The organism is Hungatella sp. L36 (assembly GCF_014288035.1).
This window is the reverse complement of record NZ_JACOPC010000001.1, coordinates 247478-266363: the sequence shown is the minus strand read 5'-3', so window position 1 is coordinate 266363 and position 18886 is coordinate 247478. Positions and strand designations below refer to the sequence as shown.

Sequence of the window (18886 nt, the reverse complement as noted above, 5' to 3'; positions counted from 1 at the left end):
AAAAGGAAACACGCTTTTACTGATTTGCGTACACAGCAGTCTACTGCACGTCCATCTCATTCACAAACCGCTCACTGATCGTAGACCTTGTCTTATCAATATCCTGTTCTCCCAGCAAATATAAGGAGACTTCTTCTTTTACAATATTCGTAGCAGTGTTATACTTGGGATCACAGGGAACCTGTGGATAAATCTCCTGATTCACAATATATTCGATATGTTCCGGTCTTTCACGTCCTTCTGTATATGCCTTGATCACGGAGTCAGAAGACCACGCCGGGAAATAATCATTATGGGCCAGAATTTCCGCGCCCTTCTCTCCTGATGCAAAGGAGATAAAATCATAAGCCTCTTTCGGATGCTTTGAATTCTGGGCAATCATCAGAAGCCCCGGAGTTCCTGTTGTCATAGGCGGCTGGCCTTCCCAGTGCGGGAGAGGAGCAATATCGTAATTGAGCGTCTCCCCATCGTCGATCGCTGTATTTAACATCTCGATGACCCAGTCTCCATTATAGAACATGCCGTATTTTCCCTGTAGGAACGCGCCGCTGTAGTCCGCTCCCGCCTCATTCGCCCGGTCTGCATAAGGCGGCTGGTATCCGTCATCAGACAGCTTTTTGTTAAACTCGGCCGCTTTCAGCCATTCATCCAATTGTGCCTCAATCAGCGGATTGGTGGCTTTCATTCCATTCGCCGGAACTCTCCACCAGGTACTGGTAGGCTGGTAATTCAAGGAACCGTATATCTTGTCATTTCCGTCTCCTCCGGTAAGCTTAGCCGCAGTCTGGGCATATTCCTCCCAGGTCCACTCTTCTGACGGATAAGGCACGCCTGCGTTGTCAAAGATGTCTTTGTTGTAATATACTACCCAGGAGCTTGTCTTATAGGGAAGTACATAAGCTTTCCCCTCCACCTTCAGTCCATCATAGGAGGCCTGGAAACCGGAGGTATCTGTCTTGTTTTCAGTCACCAGATCATCAATACAGTAAACCTGGCCTTTATTCTGATAAGCTGCGAAGCTGGGAGCTGACGCGACCGCAAAGCAGTCGATCGAAGCGCCACCGGAAAAGGCTGTCAGCAGCTTTGTTTCATAATCATTGGTCGGCACGAAATGAAGGTTAAAATCAATGTTCGGGTGATCCTTTTTATACTCTTCCGTCAGCAGAGTGAATATTTTCTCCTCATCGAGCCAGGAATAGAATTCCAGCGTTACCTTTTCTCCTGCCGAATCATTGTTTTCAGCTTTCGCGGAATTGCTTTCCCGGGAGACGTTATCCTTCTGCTCCTGTGAGACTCCGCCGTCACTGTTTTTCTGTGCAGACGGGTTTGAAGAACTGCAGCCTGTCAGCCCAGCCGCCATTAACGCCGTCATTATAACTGCCGTCCATCTTCTCCAATTTTTCATCTTACTTCCTCCTTGAACACAATATAATTTTACTGAAGATACAGGTTTATTATACTGTCCAAGCAGATAAAAGCAGATAGCATATCGTGCCGTTCATGATTGCAAAAAGTGCGTAAGAATACAGTCAGGGAAAACTAAGAAGCTATCTCACCTCCAACGTCTCTTCCGCCGCCATAAGCCCATCCGCCCATACCAGAATCCGCACCGCGCCCGGTTCGAGGGATGGTCTCAGTGCCAAAACTGCCTTTCCCCAGTGAAGAGGGACACGGGCTTCCTGGAAAGGATAAGGATCCATTAAATCACCGTTATCCACTCCAGCCAAAGATGCAGCCCCATCTACTTTTATGTGAAGAAGGGAGCGGTCTTTGAAGCAGACGGTTCCATTTCTGTCAACAGCCGAAACCAGAACAGAGACAATCTCATCGGAGGCTGCCGGTATTATCCTTTCATCAGGTTCCAGTTTCAGCCTTACTGCAGGTCCTGCGGTCTGCAGTTCATAGCTGCATACCTCTTTTTCATCGTTTACACCTACCACTTTAACACAGCCCGGCACATAGGGCAGGAACCCTGATACGATTCTGCTTTCGCACTGACTGGGCCGCTTGACATAATATCGAATGTCATTGATATACACTCGGACCTCTTCACAGTTGCTAAATATCATATATGGAATGACTGTCCTTCCATACTGCTCAAAATTCCAGTGCGGAGCCAGTCTCGGACAACTCCAGTGTTCTCTCGACAAGTCATCCATAAGGGTATAATCCTGAACGCAGAAATACACCATCGGTTGATCAGACCAGTAGCTTTCCCATAGGTATGCCACCGGTTTCTTTACCAGATTGGACTTAATCAGGCTTCCTCCCCAGCCCTTAGACGGATACCCCATGGACTCTCCCAGATAGTCAATGCCCGCCCAGACAAAACCGCCCGCCACATATGAGCTCCGCTCGACCTCCATCCACGGATTGTCTGTAGAGTAATTCATGCACAGTTCTTCATGGCCTCTGAAAAACATGTAAATTTCAGAGCCCAGAATCACGGTTTCTGGAAGTCTTTCATGAATCAGTTCATACCACTGCTCCTGGTAATTAAGTGCCAGAACATCCACCTCCTTTGCAATCCTCTCTATTGCATCCAGCCGTTCTGGTACTGCCATCCATTCCTGTTTGCTGTCATCTGCATAATGAGGGCTTAAGGCGCAGGTAACTGCCCGTTCTCCATCTAAGTGTTTCACTTCACACACCAGCATATGAAGAATATCCAGCATGAAGCCACTGCCCTGACAGTCCACTTCATTTCCCACACTCCAAAGTGCCACAGACGGTCTGTGCCTGTCGCGCTTTATCATGTAACCCAGATCCGTCTTCCAGTCCTCATCAAAAAAGCGGCCATAGGAGCCGTCTCTCCATTTGTCGGTGAATTCCTCCAGGACATAGAAGCCCATCTCGTCACACAGCTCCATCAGCAGTTCATCCGGGATGTTGTGAGAGGTACGGATCGCATTGCAGCCCATATTCTTAAGCAGTTCCAGTCTCCTGTGCCAGGTTTTTGACGTGGCTGCCGCCCCCAGACTGCCTGCATCATGGTGAAGGCAGACTCCTTTCAGCTTTACCGGAGAACCGTTGACTGACATACCCTGATGTACATTCCATTCAATCGTGCGAAACCCGATCTTCCTTCTAATCTCGTCTGTCTCTGCTCCCTGGCGCAGTGTCAGAACAACTTCATACAGACAAGGATTTTCTGCATCCCACCGCCGGACAGACGGAAGAACAAGGGAGAGTTCCGCTTCCTGCTCCTTAACCGGACCGATCTCTGTTTTCCCTTCTGAAATCCCCTGACTGAATATTTCCATGGAGACATGGACCGGCATCCGCAACTGTTCTTCGGATGTATTGCCCTCTATAATCGTTATTCTGGCAGTTACCGTGCCTGTATGGTCCTTTACCTCTGTCTTAAGATGAATCTCATCCGGATCCATGTGGCAGCAGGGAATTGCTTCCAGCCTGACTCTGCGGTAAATTCCCGCTCCGCTGTACCATCTGTCCGGGTGGGAATCGGAATTATCCACCTTCACAGCCAGCAGATTATCCCCTTCCTTTACTAAGGAAGTGACATCGAGCCGAAAACCGCTGTATCCATAACGGTGAAAGCCTGCCAGCTTTTCATTCATCCATACCGTGGCATTTTCATATACACCATCGAACACAAGATCGTAGTGATATCCTTCCCGCATCTCGTAAAGAACAAGATGCTTCCTGTACCACCCGATTCCCGCCCTGTCTAAAAATCCCTGTTCTCCTCCATACTTCATATCCGGACGGTAGTGTCTCCCCACAGCCCAGTCATGAGGAATCACCACATCCTCCATCTTATCCTCCATACAGGAACACAGCTCGCCGCCTTCCACGATTCCATCAGAAAACTTCCAACCGGTTTTCAACACCATCTCTTCTCTCATTCTATGTCTCCTTCTCCCTTGCAACTGCATTGCCAACTGCCGCAGATTCCGTAAACAGCTTCCCTTATTATAGATCTGGGTAAGTTCTATCTCCATTAGAAAAAATGCTGTTTTCCTTGCATAACCTGCTGTATGATCGATTATTTTCGACCGTTATACAGGCCTGTCTGCTGCCCACAAAAGAAAAGGAAGCCTCACCCTCCCACAAGGAGAAATGCTGCTTCCCAGACCGAACATATTTAAGGATAAATACCGCATAATGAGCGGAATCAGCCCTCATCTAATAAATCGTTATAGCTTACTCTCAATACCTCAGCAATCACTTTTAATTCTATATCTGTCACAAACCTTTTCCCGCTCTCAATTCTCTGCACCGCATTCTTATCAAGATCCAATCCGGCCCGCTGAAGCATCTCCGCAAGCTGTCTTTGTGAGGTCTTCTTCGGCAATTCCTCTCTGATCTTCTTTAATTTGCGGCCACAGACATTATTGCAGCCATCCTCTGCCTTATTTTTGTACATATATGAGTCTCCTTAATTAACATTTAGTGATTGTCATTTTATTCATTATATGATAGACTAAAAGAAATATTGACACTTACTAAATGTCACTATAAGGAGGAGGATAAAATATATGTGCCATATTATGACTGGAATTCAAGATTCCGCATTTTCCATACAATATATATCCAGTTGTTCCCACTTAGACAAAGCTGATCATAACTCAGACCGGCTGCTGCTGGTTCTAGACAAGGATTCTCCATTCAAGGCCAAATCCCCTTCCTTTACGGCAATCATTCCGCTTTCTGAAACAACGATACTGCAGAACCGCTATTTCCCGGCCTACGTCATTGCTGTAAATGATACGCTCATACGCCGCCAGTGGGATATGCTGGGAGTGACCAGCCCGTTTTCCTGGAGTTGCTGTTCGGAAAAACGGCTGACAAAAAAACAGAGCGATATCTTATCCTATCTCTTTCAAAAAATATTATATTTTCCTGCAGACGGTTCTTTCACTCCCCCTCTGATGCAGTATTCCTGGCTATATGAGATTCTCTGCACCGCGCGGGACATATTCCAAACAGATTTCCCTGCAGCCCCATGTTCCCACAAAGCAGAAGATACTATAGGCAGAATCATTTCCTACATCAGCGAAAATTATATGGAAAACATCTCGGTAAATGAGCTGTCACTCACCTTCTATATCAGTAAATATCACTTGATGCGCGAGTTCAAAAAGGTAACCGGCTGTACCATACACACGTTCCTGCTCAATCAACGGATCAGCCACGCACAGCAGATGATCGCAAAGGGGATTCAGGCAGGTACCGCCAGTACTCTGGTTGGATTCTCTGATTATTCTCTCTTTTACAGATCATTTTTAAAATTGACAGGGACTTCACCGAAGGAATACAGTTCCTTCTTTGATCCGGTTCCGCTGACAAAAGAATTGTAAATTTACGGCTTGGTATGGACAACCATCTGCTTTTCCTCTCCTGCTACCACAGAAATACGTCCTGCCCCTTCAGTTTAAGCATTGCCTCTATAAAGAAATAGTCCCCGTAAATAATCGGCATTTCATGATCCTTTTCATTATGATAGGAACCGGTGCATTTTGTCAGGAAGCAGTCGCTGTCCATGCTGAAATCACAGTGTTCCCGGCATAATGCATGCAGAAGCTTAAGGGCGGCCCTCTCGTACAGCTCTTTTTCTAAGTCTCCCACTTCTTTTGCAATCTCCAGCAGGCCGCAGGCGGCGATCGCAGCGGCCGTATCGTCATACCACAAAGGCGCTGCAGGCTGCCTGAAATCCACCGGAATCAGGCCGTCTTCGGGGATATTGGCGATAAAATAATGGGCAATCCGTTTCGCGGTATCTAAGTATTCCTGCTTTCCGGTATGGCGGTAGCTCATGAGGAAGCCGTACAGTCCCCACGTCTGTCCCCTCGTCCAAGAAGAGCCCTGGCCATATCCCTGGCCGCCGTAATCCCGCACCATTTCCCCTGTAAACGGATCGAATTCCACAATGTGGCGTACCGAGCCATCCGGTCTCACAAACGTTTCCATAACCGTATCTGCGTGCATTTTGGCTATCTGCCCAAACCTTGGATCCTTCGTTTCTTCACTGGCCCAATACAGCAGTGGAATATTAAATAAGCAGTCAATAATCGCCCAGCCTCTCGTATCATCCTGGCTGCCCGGAATGTCATTCCAGGCGCGGATAAATTTCCCCACCGGATTGAACCGGCCTGCCAGAAGATTGGCAGCGTGCAGCCCCCGTTTCCTCGAATCCGGGTTCCCTGTCAGACGGTAATCCGCCACTGCGCTCGGCAGGAACATGAAGCCGACGTCATGATGCAGCCCGTAATAATCGCTGAAACACCGGTCCAGCTTCTCCTCCGAAATCCGGGCGATTTCCGCATACTTCTCATTTCCCGCCGCATGGTACATCTGCCAGAGCATGCCCGCCCAGAATCCGTTGCACCACCAGTTCAGCCCATCATCCGCTGAAAATGTCTGATCTTCCCTGCTTCTGTCATCATGAACACCGTTTTGGGCCGTGTAGGGAATCTTGTTCCTTGACCGCTCACTGACCAGATCCATTTTTTTCACAATTTTTTCTACCGCCTCATCGATCCAGGCGTTATCCTGCAGACTTATCATACTATTCTCTCCTGTTCTCATTCTGTTTTGCGGCTCCGGCCCAAGTCTCTGCCGGGAGTTCACCGCTTTTGTGTAACATTGGGTTCATCATTAAAATAGCAGAAGGAGAAGGGAAAAGAAACTGCATTTTTTAACTATTGAGTACACTTTTTATACATCCTTTTCCTTATTCTTCACTCACAGGTTCTGATTTTGACTTTTTGTCCTCATCTTGCTTTTTTCCTCCCTCTAACGTATTATAAGGATAAAGAAAGGAAAGGAAAATCGCCATGACAGAACCGAGTATTGAACAGATCAGAATTTTCAGGCTTCGCTCCCATCACCTGGATTCCGTGTACTCGAAATCGGAAACAGACAGGCTGGCCGGTGCGTGCGGTATGCAGAACACGCCGCCCGGAGCATGGGAAACCGCACTCTTTAACCGGGTGCCGGACTGTACCTTATCGGATATGGAACACCTGCTGTATGAACAGAAAACGCTCCTGCAGGCATGGAGCTACCGGGGCACGCCGGTCGTGTTTCCGGTTTCGGAGAGCAGTACTTTTCTGTCTGCGCTCATACCGGATGAACCGGAGCCATGGATTTACACGCAGGGAATCGCGCTGGCCCTCGACTTCCTGCAGATGGATTTTGACAGCCTGCTCGAAATACTGAAGCAGGTAATTCCACAGCTGGACGATCACGTCATCGTCAGCAAGAGCGCCCTCGATCAGACTCTGGCCGGGTGGATGACGCCTCTGATTCCCATCCAAAAACGGGAGCTATGGAATCAGCCCTCCATGTACGGCAGCCCCGATGTCCAGACTGTCGGCGGAGCCGTTGTCTCCTTTCTGCTTCGGCCGTGTGCGTTTCACGGGCTCGTCGTATTCGGAAAACGGGATGGGATCAGCCCGACGTTTACCTCATTTAAAAACTGGACAGGCAGCCCTATCCCCCCGGATCGTGATGCGGAAAAGAAGCTGGTTCGAAAATACCTGCATTGCTATGGACCGGCGACCGCCGATATGTTTGCAAGCTGGCTGGGCTGCTCCGGCAAACAGGCGCGGCGTATGTGGAACACCATTTCAGAAGAAATGGAGCCTGTCACAGTCTTCGGAAAAAAGGCATTTATCCTGTCAGAGGACAGGGAACGCCTCTTTGCTCCGGCCTCTTTTACCGGGAATCACCCGAAAGATTTGCAGAGGGACCTCCTGCTGCTCGGAGGGCACGATCCTTACCTGGACCAGCGTGACCGCGCGATCCTTCAACCCGATAAAACACTTCAGAAACAGATCTGGAAGCTTGTGACCAACCCGGGAGCGGTTGTATACCGCGGGGAGGTGATCGGAATCTGGACAACGAAAAAGAAAGCCAAAGGAATGGATATCAAAATGACCCTGTGGACCGATGCCGCCGAGAAAACACCACTTCAGAATCTCGCAGAGGAATACGCGGCGTTCCGGCAGCAGGCGCTGATGAACCTGGAAATCGCTCAACTTTAGACCATGCCATAGAAATAACAACAGCCAACACAATTTTTTCAACATAAAACTCCGGGACTGAACAGCCGCTCAGTCCCGGAGTTTTCATAACCATCATTTATATCTCTCTTCCAATCCCAAACTTTCTAAAATGCCATTGCGGTACCTTTGTACATACCGGTGACTCTTCCGAATCTGCAAAATTCTTCACGCCCTCATACTGCGCCGGGCTGATCACATGCCGGTCCCCCTCCATATGGTGATGCGGGCCGTAGCTGTTGAATGTGCTTGGGACGAGTTCCGCCGTAATCCTGTGTATTCCTTCTGTAAGGCCGGTAATCACCCATGCCGGCCCCCAAATCACGCCATACTCCCTGTTATCCACCCATATTCTGGCGCAGTCCCCATGGATATGCCCCAGCTTTATCCTGCCGTCTTCACCGGCAGCCGCCATACATTCCACGGTTACCGCTGAACCACAGAACGGGAACCCCGCCGTCAGTAAATCATGGCAGGAGATATCACCCCCGATTTCCTCCAGGTGAGCCCCATCGGAATGTTTGGAGGCCAGTCCCTCACGGAGGCGCTGCTCCGGTTATACTGCCAGAGATGAAACACCATGTTATTGATTCCGCTTCCTGCCAGCCAGTCCACATAATTTTCCAGATTTTCGGGACTTAAGCCCCAGCCGCTTCCTCCAAGGGCTTCCGCGAGTGATTCTCCATCGTAAAACTGCTTTGCCAGGGTGGAAGCAATTACCGGATAGTAGTGGTTGCCCGGATACCGTTCCAGCGCATCGACTGCCGGAACATTCACATTCTTTAAATTCCAGCAGACAGAACCACTGCACGAGGTTTGAAAGAACAGATTTTCTTCTGCCTTCAAATGAGCCGTATACCGTTTCCCGTACCGGACACACCAGTCGTTACAATTCTGATAAAATGATTCTGCCAGAAGATCAGTAAGAATCTGCCAGTAACGATACCGGAACTGATGGTATCCCTCCTTCCCCACAAAAAGGAGTTCCAGTTTTTCCATAACGTCCTCGTGATAGAGCTTTTCATATCGCTCCCCCGCCTCCTCGCACCATGGAACGCCTCCATTTTTTATGGAAACGCCGTGCCCGTAGAGAAATCCCACCTCATCACTGAAAAATCCGGTCACGTAATCGAATGCTTCCGGATGCAGCCCCAGCCTGTACCCGTCATAAACAGTCCCGACAAAATACTTCATCTCTTCTCTGTCAAAGGTATTAAACTGATGGACCTCATGCCACTCCACACGCCCGTTTTCATACTGCATCCACCGGCACCGGCTGTCTGGAAAATGTTCCAGCACTCTGCCGTCGGCCGATCCGGACGGCCATCCGTTTTCATCGTATATCCAGAACTGCAGGCCGATCTCCTTCGCGTGTAAGATCAGCCGGGACAGAAGATCCAGATACGCCTCACTCATATACGCCGGAATCCCCGGATAATATCTGGGATGAAAGACCGTCCCGTGAAATCCCATTTCTTTCATGGCGGACAGCTGTCCCATCATTCGCTCCGGCTCCAGACGATCATTAACCGCCCAGAATGCCAGAAAATTCAGCTCATTTCTCATAACCGATTCCATCCAAATCATAAATCTCTTCCTTCAGACATCTGCATCCTTCCACCAGATACTTCGGCCGTTCATCCTCATGCACCGTTGAAAGAATGACCTGCGCCAGAATGAGATTTTTCACATTTCGGATATCCAGATGGGTGGTCCGGCTCCAGTCCGGATAATAATTTTCACTCACTGCGGCTTCCATTTTGCCCGTATCCAGCCCGATATCGGACTTATCACCTGTCTTGTTATACTTTGCCGTATCTCCCGCCTTATAGTCCGGTACTTCCGGATATCCCTCCGGAATCTCATCCAGCCGGACTCCTCCGATCGCCGTATAGTCGATGTTCTGGAACACCATATTTTCAATCGGATGATCCTTATTCGCATCCACCCGGATTCCACCGAATTCCGGTCTCCCCATGACATCGTCCTGGAAACGGTAGTGAATCTTTTCCATTTCTTCATCGTCCCTTGCAGTCAGCCCGGAAATGGTTACCCTCCTAAGCGTTCCGATTTCCGGCATTTCCTTCAGTTCCACAGAGGAACCGATCTCCTCCATGCGGTTGTTCAACAGAATGAAGACGGGCCTGCTCACATTGTGCATGATGTTTCCCTGAATGCAGATATCCGAGATATTTCCGCCCTCGGTGCACTCGATCTTAATTCCCTCCCTCCATACGTTCTGGAAGGTACAGCCGGAGACCGTCACATTTCGGATATCCCCGATGGATTTGAGGCCGATCCGGATTCCCGCACAGATGGAGGTAAAATGACAGTCCGATATGTGGACATTTTCCACGGGGTACTCCCTGCTGCCCGCCTGAAGGCAGAGATTGTCATCCGTACCGGATATCCTGCACCGTGCCACAAAGACATTTCTGCATCCGTCGAAATCGAGGCCGTCTCCATTGTATCTCTTATCGTTGCAGATCTCCAAATCTTCCACCCAGATGTTTTCACTATCCAGAAATGCGGTTGTCCATGCGGCGGACTGATAGAGCTTTATCCCCTTCAGCTTCACATCGCGGCATCTCAGGAAACGAATCATCATGGGCCGGTAAATGCTTCCTTCATTCGGAAAGCTTTCCGCATTTCCGTCGATGATCCCCTCCCCCATGATTCCGAAATTCTCCGCCTCCTCCGCGTAGATGAAACAGCGGTCCATATCATGCTCGTTGACATAGCGGTTGTAATGAGTGTCCGTCCCGTACGCTCCAATGGAACCGCTTGCTGTCAGCTTTGCCGACGCCGTCACGATCAAATAGACGCCCGACTTCATATACAATGTTCCGGAGATGAATTCGCCCTTTTCCAGCAGAACGTACCCGCCGCCCTCCTGGCTGCACCGATTGATTGCCGCCTGAATCGCTTCCGTGTCCAGTCTCTTTCCGTCCCCCGCCGCGCCAAAATCTTTTACTGAATAAAATGTTTCCATATCATCTCTCCTTTGACTGTCTTCTCTCTTTTTACTGTCAGTATAAGCCATATCCTGAAAATTTGAGTGCCGCTTTTTTTAGGTTTCCATGCACATTTTTCAGGAGTCTTCCTGTTTCTTTCTGTTACAAAAACTAATCCCGGCAGCAATCCCCTGTTTTTATACTTTCAGGCTCCCGAATCTTCTTTTATAATAAAAATGGCAGCACGAATACCATTATTATGAAAGCGGGGTATCATTATGACTTACTCTTATAAACAATTTTTTCGGCAGATCTATGAATCCGCCCCTCCCAAATACGCCTGCACCGCAACGGATGCCGCTTCCTTTCTAATCTGGAAGGACAAATCCAGAGACCGTCTCCGGGAATTACTCGGCCTTTCACGTCTGGAGCAGTTTATTGCCGATTCTGCTCCGTACAGCAGGGAAGCAGAGCTTATAAGTACCTTTCAGGAGGACGGATATACTCGGTATAAACTGAAAATACAGACACTGCCGGATGTTTTCATGCCTTTTTACATGCTGGTTCCAGACGGACTTTCGGATTCCCGGCCCCATAAGGCCATGATCGCTATTCCAGCCCACGGCGCCAGCAAGGAAAGTGTGGCCGGTGTTCTCACCGCTCCCGGAGTCAGGGAAAAGCTGGCGGCCGATCCCAAGGAGAGTTACGGCCTTCAGCTGGTCAAAATGGGCTATACCGTATTCTGCCCCGATCCCCCGGGATATGGAGAACGCTTAGAGCCGGTATCCATGGAGGATCGTACCTTCCTCGGCGATGTCTTACCGAATCCTCTTGCCTCTTCCTGTAAAAATCTGACCATGACCGCGGAAGCCCTGGGACTTACCTTTGCCGGTCTCGCCCTGTGGGATCTGATGCGGCTCGTCGATTATACAGAGACACTTCCCACGATCGATTCAGAGAGACTCGGCTGCTGCGGCTTTTCCGGGGGCGGTCTCTATACCATGTGGCTTGCCGCCATGGACGACCGAATCCGCCTTGCAGTGATCAGCGGGTACTTACACAGTGCAAAAGAAAGTATCCTGGAAACCCATTTATGCCCCTGCAATTTCGTTCCCGGACTGTGGCGTGATTTCGATCTGTGTGACATCGCCTCTCTCATCGCTCCCCGGCCCGCGTTCTTTGAAAATGGACTCCAGGATGTGCTGAACGGGCCAAAAGGCATTGATGATCCCATCAGCCAGTTCCACATAATCCAGAGAATCTACTCCCTGTTCGGCAAAGCCGGCCATGTGCACCACCGCACCTTCGAAGGTCCACATATGTGGTATGGACTGGGATACGATTTCATAGACGAATCCTTTGCATCTTCATTGTAGTAAAATAGCGGGAGCGTTAAACCGGACCATGATTGATTGTCCACTTTTCGCTCCCGCCTTTTATTTGCTTTTCCGGCTTGTTCGCCGGTCATATCATCTGCCCTTCAGGCTTACTTCCCGGTCATTTTATCTGCTTCCGTCTGCATGAATTCCAGGATCTTATCGAGTCCTGCCGCCTTCTGACTCTCTATATACTTATTGACGGCTGCGTCCACATCATTATTTTCCACAATGCCTGCCAGGAGCAGCTTGCCCTGCTCGTCGTATAACTGGTCTCTCTGCGCCAGCTCTGTCTTGATGCTGCTGGTGTCAGGGTTAAAGCCTGTCAGTGGAGATACGACAAGGCTGTCCTTTTCAAGCCATTCATTTTCCATCTCCAGCGCCTTTGGTGTGATCATTCCCGATGGCTTATCAAACTGGCCTCTGACAAACGGCCAGCAGAACCAGCCCAGGAATGTGGAATTTGCTGCATCCTGGCCTTCCGGATACTGGATGGAGCCGTCTTCGCCCTTTACATATGTTTCCCCCTCAATTCCATACATGAATAAATCATATGCATCCTCATCCGTGTTTAACAGTTCCAGGAGCATCAGAAGCCGTTCCGGGTTGGCCGCATTCTTGTTGACTGCAAATGCATTATTTAACGGGGAATCATAGCGGTACTTTCCGTCCGGATAAATTTCTGCATATCCCAGTTCTGCATTTGGAATGTTGAATACAACGCCCTGCATGGCATTCTCGTGAAGTCCCACCTTTGCAAATGTCTTGCCGTTCTCAAACATCTTAGTATCGGTCTCGGAAAGCTCATTTTTCGATACGATCCCCTCGTTATACCACTTGTTCATCCAGGTGACTGCCTCTTTAAACATCGGAGTCTCTTCCACAGCCTTAAGTACCGGCTTTTCTTCGTTAAAATCAAAGGTCAGGGTGTGATAATTCATGTTGTCCATTTCATATTTTGCATGAAGTACAGCCAGCACATCGCTGTATGTATTGCCTCTCGGGAAACCTGATTCGAATATCGTAATATCCGGAACCTTTGCCTTGGCCTCTGTCAGCATGGCATCCAGATCCTCGATCGTCTCAAGCCTGGAGGTATCGACTCCGTACTGATCCGCCAGATCCTTCCGGTAAAGAAGAATCGCTTTGGAGCTCTTCTTTTTCGTCCACGGCATGGCCACCAGCTGGCCGTCGATGCTGCATGCGGTCATAGAGCCATTTTCCTGATACGTCGCATAGAGTGACGGCGCATACTGCTGCATGAAATCATTTAATGGCATCAGACCGCCCTTGTTGGACATCTTATTATAGAGCATCCAGTCAGAAACATACATTCCATCAAAATCATCTCCGCCTGCGACAAGGGAGGTCATCTTATCCTCGTAATCGCCGAACGGCACGTAATTGAACTCTATCTTATCAATATTCAGTTTGTCTCTATACGTTTCGCAAAATTTGTCCAGTACCTCCTCCTGCGCCTGATACTTATCGCTGCAGGACCAAAGCTTCAGCGTCACTGGTTTTAACTCCGCGGGAGTCTCTCCCGCCTCTGTCTTTGCCGCGGTGCTTCCCTGTGTCTCCTGCGTTTTGGACCCGCAGCCTGCAAGTCCTGTCATGCACAGCGCAGCGGCCAGTGCAATCGATAATGCCTTTGTACCTGTTCTTTTTTTCATTGTAACCTCTCTCCTTTTGATTATTATATATTTTTTTGTTGCGCATTGCAAAAACATCTGTATCATTTTGCGGTGATGCCTCTGTCAGGGTTGCAGTTCACAGCTCGGTCGGTCTCTGCTTCCCGGTCTGTCCCGGCTGGCTTACGCGTAGTTTCCAGTGACTTTGCAGGGGATTAGCAATTCTGCACGTTTAGAAGTGCTTATCCCCGAAACTTGAACTGGAAACTACGCGTAAGCCAGCCGGGGCAGACCGGGAAGCAGAGACCGACCGGGCTGTAAACTGCAATCCGTCAGGTATTCTCACCCTTTTACAGCCCCTACCATAATGCCTTTTACAAAATACTTCTGTACAAACGGATAGACCAGAATAATCGGACCGATGGTGGCGATACAGGTCGCCATCTTGATTCCCTCCGATGGTATGCTCCCCGCCGCCTGTGTGATCGCGTTGACATTGGAGGAGGAGCTTAAGAACTGAATATTGGAGGTGATCGTTCGCAGGAGCAGCTGCAGCGGCTGTAAATCCGTGTTGTCGATCAGCATGATCCCCAGCCACCAGTCATTCCAGTAGTTTAAGCTGATAAACAGGCTGATGGTGGCGATAACCGGTTTCGCCAGAGGCAGAATAATCTGGAAAAAGATTCGGTATTCCGACGCTCCGTCGATTTTCGCAGACTCCACCAGTTCCGCAGGAATGCTCCGGTAATAGTTTCTCGTCAGGAAAATATACCAGGCATTAGCCAGATACGGCAGAATCAGGGCCCATACGGAATCCTTCAGATGAAGCATATTCCGGCAGACGATAAACCACGGCACCATTCCTCCATTGAACAGCATGGTAAACAAAACGAAGAAATTGAGAGCCCTGTGATACTTCACGCGGTCCTGGGAAATGGGGTATGCCGCCAGCGTAATCACCGCAACACTCAGAATCGTTCCCACCACAGTTACAAAAATTGAAATCTTATATCCATTTAAGATTCTTCCCGCGTCCGCCAGAAGGATCTTATACGCCGTAAAATCGATCCGCCTTGGAAACAGCGAGTATCCGTATGATATAATATCAGCTTCCGGCGTCAGTGAACTGACCAGAACCAGCCAGAACGGCACGATACAGATGAGTGCGCTGACCGCCAGCAGGATGCTGATGGGAAAATTTTTCCATGACAGCTTTTTTCCTTGTTTCATCATTTTCTCCTCCCTTAAAACAGTGCTCCGTCAGGATTGTGCTTTCTTGCCAGACGGTTCATAAAAAGCAGGATCGCCGTGGACAGCACCGACTGGTAAAGCCCTGCGGCCGACGACATCCCCACGTCTCCGTTGAGCCTTAAGTTACGGTAAATGAACGTATCCAGCACATCCGTGGTGGAATAGAGCTGCGCGTTATTTCCAATCATGGAGTAGAACATTCCGAAATCCGCGTTCATGATTTTGCCGCAGTTCAGCAGAAGAAGCGTAATTGCTGTCGGCGCCAGCAGCGGCAGGCTGATGCTCTTAATCTGCTGCCATCTCGATGCACCGTCAATTTTCGCCGCCTCATAGTATGTCGTATCAATACCGCCCAATGCCGCTATGTACATGATCATGCCGTACCCTGTCATCTTCCAGACACGGAACACCACCAGGATCACGACCCACATCTTCGGATTCTCGTACCAGTTAATGGCCTCCATTCCAAACAACTTGAGCAGTGTATTCAGACTTCCGTGTTCATAGTTAAATAAGTTATAGGAAAACAGTCCTACCACAATCCAGGAAATGAAATAGGGGAGAAAGATACCAAACTGCACGGCAGATTTAAATTTCTTCATCCTCAGTTCATTAAACATCAATGCAAATCCCAGTTCGAATACCAGTCCGAATACGATAAATAACAGATTTAGCAAGATCGTATTCCATGTGGCCCTTGTCGCCGATCCCGACGAAAACAGATATTCAAAGTTTTTCGTCAGCGGTGAAATCCAGGGGCTTCCGAATATTCCGTCTGCAAAGTTAAAATCCTTAAACGCCGTTACCATACCAAACATGGGCAGATAATTAAACAGAATTAAAACCGCGGCGGCCGGAAGAAACATGCTGTACAGAGCCCTGTTCTTATAAAGTTCCTTAAAAAATCCCTTTCCTTTCATATCACTTTTCTACTCCTTTCCTGCTCCCTGCATGATTTCACTATACGCTCCCAGGCATGCCTCCGTAAACTGCGGATACTCCGTAATGGCTTCAAAAAGCGGGGTTTTCAGACTTTAAAATCTAACACTTTACTCTCATTTCCAAAGATCAGCCCTCCTGATGATTGATTCCAGGGCCGCTTTTCGCTATACTGAATAAAGAGTCCGGCCGCTTCAGCAGCCAAATATCCTCAGCGCGAAGTGTGCATACCCGATAAAGCGGGTCACGCTGTCGGCCGGAGTCTTATCTTTAACAGGACTCACTTTTCTGCTAGAAAACACTCATGGGAAATGGTATGCTCAGAGAACAATTACGATTGGGGTAAAAAGAGATATGATAAAGAAATTGATTGGTGGCCAGAATTATTTCAGAAAGATGCTCAGCACATGCCTGCTGGTCATCTCCGTCACAATTTTCATCCTGACGGTATTTTTTTATCAGAGATACGCAGATTCTCTCTCTAAAAATCTGTACGACGGCCAGGAAAAGAATCTGGAAAAGAGCGCCCGCACCATGAACGATCTGGTCAGTGAGATCTCACAGCTCTACAATACGGTCATCCTGGATTCCAGAGTTGTCGGCTTCAGCTCACTAAAGGAATTCGATCCGGCAGAGAACTACGCTACGTATCTGATTGTAAAGAAATTCTACAACATCAATCCATACGTAAGCTCCCTTTATATCTACAATGCCACAGCAGACGACGCCATAACCTGCGGCTCTTACCGTTTCAACCTCGATTACTGCTGGGAGTATTTAAAGGAGGCAAAAAAGGCTTCCGTCTTCCCTTCCCCTCTGACAGGAACGTCGGAAGAGGCCCTTACCTTCGCCTATCCGGTCTATGCGGATAATTTTGATGAGCTGAGCGGAGGCATATTCATCAATCTGGATATGAAGAAGCTCTCGGAGCACGTGCTGGGAACCGGTTCCCAGGCAGGTATGGTTCTGGGGGATAATGGTATGGTTCTGCTCTCCGACTTGACGGAAGATTTTACCTCAGATCCGGAAGCCTGCGAGGCGTTTCTCGCCTGGCCCGGTCTGACAGAGGGCGAATCCGCCAGCAGCTTAAGAACCTTTCACGGAGACGATTATTTATGCGCCTTTTACAAGGATCCCGCCCAGAATTTCACCTTTTTAAGCGGTGTCCCGTACAGTGAAATTGTCGGTCCCATGAAGGTTCAGAGAAACTTGTCTCTGGCTGTGGCAGCGGCGATCTTCCTGACTGCCATTCTGCTGCAGTATATCATTACGAAACGGCTCTACCGGCCTTTGGAGGCGATTACCGAAGAGCTTCGGGATTCCAAGTACGCCGGCGGCTCGGACATGGATGAATTCTCCCTGATCCGCCACGTCTATGAAAATGCCATCGATGAAATCAGGGAGCTGGAGGAGGAAAATGCCTTCTATCAGCCCCGTATGAAATCAGACCTGATCCGTGGTCTGGTTCTGGGGAACCGCGATATCGCCCAGACGAAGGAGCTTCTGGAAAAGAATGGGTGGGAGATTCCCTTTGAAGGGATGTTTTTAGCCTGTTTTTTCATAGAGAACAGTGACAGCAGCGATGTCCTTGCCCCCATTGTGCAGACCAGGATCAGCCAGCATCTTCATGAAACCTTAAGCCCCCTCTTCTACACGGAATGCGTTCCCGTCGCATCTGACCAGGTCATCTGTCTGATTAATACCATAGAGGGCATTCCCATCACCTTCGATGAACTGGTACGGCTTCTGGAGGCGGCTAAGGACGAACTTCTTACAGACAACCATCTGGTTTTAACCATCAGTCTCGACGGCGTGACCAGTGGAATTGAGGATTTGAACCGGGTGTACCGGCGCGTATTGGAGCTTAAGAACTATCGTTTCGTGCTGGGTACCAATCAGATTATCTATCCGGGGCGTGTGATGGAACTGATGCCGGAATACATGACGTATCCCGATAAGCTGGCTGATGAGATTCTCGCCTGCATGCTGCACGGAAAACAAAAGGAATTCACGGAAAATGTTCAGGAGTTCCTTTCTATTTTAAAGCAGTATTCATATCAGCCCGCCTCCCTGCTGTTTAACCGGCTGTACTTAGACCTCCTGTTCCAGATGCAGAAATTAAACGCTCCCGACAAGGACTCCTATTTATCTGCCGAGACGCTCCACACTCCTGCCACTCTGACGGAAGGGGCCGGCGTCCTCCTGACCATCTTTGAATGGTACCAGGAACGGAAGGCCGCAGCCGAACAGTTAAAGGACAACAAGCATTTTGAACGGATTGAGGAAAGCAGAAAGTACATTGAAGAGCACTATAATGATTACAACTTAAGCGCCGGAATGGTGGCCGAGTACTTAGGCTATTCTACCAATTATTTTTCCAGAATCTTTAAGTCCATCACCGGCTTTTATATCAATGACTACATACGCCAGATCCGCATCGTTAAGGCTCAGGAGCTTCTGATGAACAGCGATATGACCATCACCACCATCGCCGAGGCAACCGGATTCTCCAACCCGAACTACTTTTATTCCATATTCAAAAAAGAGACAGGACTGACGCCGGCCGCATACAGGAATGCGGGGCAGAGGAATGGGTAAGGATGGGGAATGTGGAGGATGGGGGATCATCGAATATTTCACTCTGTTTTTATGTTTTGTTTACTCTTATTTAATGTTATAATATTTTTGTATAATTGATTATAGAA

General features: G+C 48.9%; 14 protein-coding genes. 4 read left to right on the top strand and 10 right to left on the bottom strand.

The window, feature by feature from the left end; genetic code table 11:
* Positions 1-40 precede the first annotated feature (40 nt).
* The 3 genes from H8S80_RS01115 to H8S80_RS01105 all read right to left on the bottom strand — a co-directional run bounded on the left by H8S80_RS01115 (position 41) and on the right by H8S80_RS01105 (position 4390).
* Positions 41-1405, bottom strand: a complete 1365-nt coding sequence (locus H8S80_RS01115) for an ABC transporter substrate-binding protein (RefSeq protein ID WP_117631538.1) — start codon at positions 1403-1405, stop codon at positions 41-43.
* A gap of 142 nt (positions 1406-1547) precedes the next feature.
* The gene (locus H8S80_RS01110) at positions 1548-3869 is read right to left on the bottom strand and encodes a glycoside hydrolase family 2 TIM barrel-domain containing protein (protein WP_181987924.1); all 2322 of its coding nucleotides are present in this window, start codon (positions 3867-3869) and stop codon (positions 1548-1550) included.
* 269 nt (positions 3870-4138) lie between these two features.
* Positions 4139-4390, bottom strand: coding sequence for a helix-turn-helix domain-containing protein (locus H8S80_RS01105; protein WP_002600731.1), 252 nt, complete (start codon positions 4388-4390; stop codon positions 4139-4141).
* A gap of 112 nt (positions 4391-4502) precedes the next feature.
* Here H8S80_RS01105 and H8S80_RS01100 point away from each other — a divergent pair, with 112 nt between their 5' ends.
* Entirely contained in the window at positions 4503-5324 is an 822-nt protein-coding gene (locus tag H8S80_RS01100) for a helix-turn-helix transcriptional regulator (protein WP_002600732.1), read from the top strand.
* A 43-nt stretch (positions 5325-5367) separates the two neighbouring features.
* Here H8S80_RS01100 and H8S80_RS01095 read toward each other — a convergent pair whose 3' ends face one another.
* Complete coding sequence (locus tag H8S80_RS01095; protein ID WP_117631534.1) at positions 5368-6531, bottom strand: glycoside hydrolase family 88 protein; 1164 nt, start codon at positions 6529-6531, stop codon at positions 5368-5370.
* Positions 6532-6800: 269 nt separating this feature from the next.
* Here H8S80_RS01095 and H8S80_RS01090 point away from each other — a divergent pair, with 269 nt between their 5' ends.
* Positions 6801-8012: a winged helix DNA-binding domain-containing protein gene (locus tag H8S80_RS01090; RefSeq protein WP_117631532.1), complete on the top strand. Its 1212-nt coding sequence runs from the start codon at positions 6801-6803 to the stop codon at positions 8010-8012.
* A gap of 97 nt (positions 8013-8109) precedes the next feature.
* Here H8S80_RS01090 and H8S80_RS01085 read toward each other — a convergent pair whose 3' ends face one another.
* Genes H8S80_RS01085 through H8S80_RS01075 form a run of 3 tightly spaced genes read right to left on the bottom strand, consistent with a single transcriptional unit; the run spans position 8110 to position 11022 of the window.
* Positions 8110-8454, bottom strand: a complete 345-nt coding sequence (locus H8S80_RS01085; protein ID WP_118090692.1) for a hypothetical protein — start codon at positions 8452-8454, stop codon at positions 8110-8112.
* 35 nt (positions 8455-8489) lie between these two features.
* Positions 8490-9617: a hypothetical protein gene (locus H8S80_RS01080; protein ID WP_117631531.1), complete on the bottom strand. Its 1128-nt coding sequence runs from the start codon at positions 9615-9617 to the stop codon at positions 8490-8492.
* Complete coding sequence (locus H8S80_RS01075) at positions 9586-11022, bottom strand: glycoside hydrolase family 28 protein (RefSeq protein WP_117631529.1); 1437 nt, start codon at positions 11020-11022, stop codon at positions 9586-9588. Before H8S80_RS01075 ends, H8S80_RS01080 begins: the two co-directional genes overlap by 32 nt.
* A 240-nt stretch (positions 11023-11262) precedes the next feature.
* Between H8S80_RS01075 and H8S80_RS01070 the strand changes: the two genes are divergently transcribed.
* Positions 11263-12360, top strand: coding sequence for an alpha/beta hydrolase family protein (locus H8S80_RS01070; protein WP_117631527.1), 1098 nt, complete (start codon positions 11263-11265; stop codon positions 12358-12360).
* A 110-nt stretch (positions 12361-12470) separates the two neighbouring features.
* On the opposite strand, the gene H8S80_RS01065 is transcribed toward H8S80_RS01070, so the two are convergent.
* From H8S80_RS01065 to H8S80_RS01055, 3 genes are all read right to left on the bottom strand, one after another.
* Positions 12471-14033, bottom strand: a complete 1563-nt coding sequence (locus H8S80_RS01065; RefSeq protein ID WP_002600740.1) for an extracellular solute-binding protein — start codon at positions 14031-14033, stop codon at positions 12471-12473.
* A gap of 300 nt (positions 14034-14333) precedes the next feature.
* Entirely contained in the window at positions 14334-15224 is an 891-nt protein-coding gene (locus H8S80_RS01060; RefSeq protein ID WP_002600741.1) for a carbohydrate ABC transporter permease, read from the bottom strand.
* Between the two features lie 11 nt (positions 15225-15235).
* Complete coding sequence (locus H8S80_RS01055) at positions 15236-16162, bottom strand: ABC transporter permease (protein WP_055657343.1); 927 nt, start codon at positions 16160-16162, stop codon at positions 15236-15238.
* Between the two features lie 373 nt (positions 16163-16535).
* On the opposite strand from H8S80_RS01055, the gene H8S80_RS01050 reads away from it, so the two are divergent.
* The gene (locus tag H8S80_RS01050) at positions 16536-18779 is read left to right on the top strand and encodes a helix-turn-helix transcriptional regulator (protein ID WP_002600743.1); all 2244 of its coding nucleotides are present in this window, start codon (positions 16536-16538) and stop codon (positions 18777-18779) included.
* Positions 18780-18886: the final 107 nt, after the last annotated feature.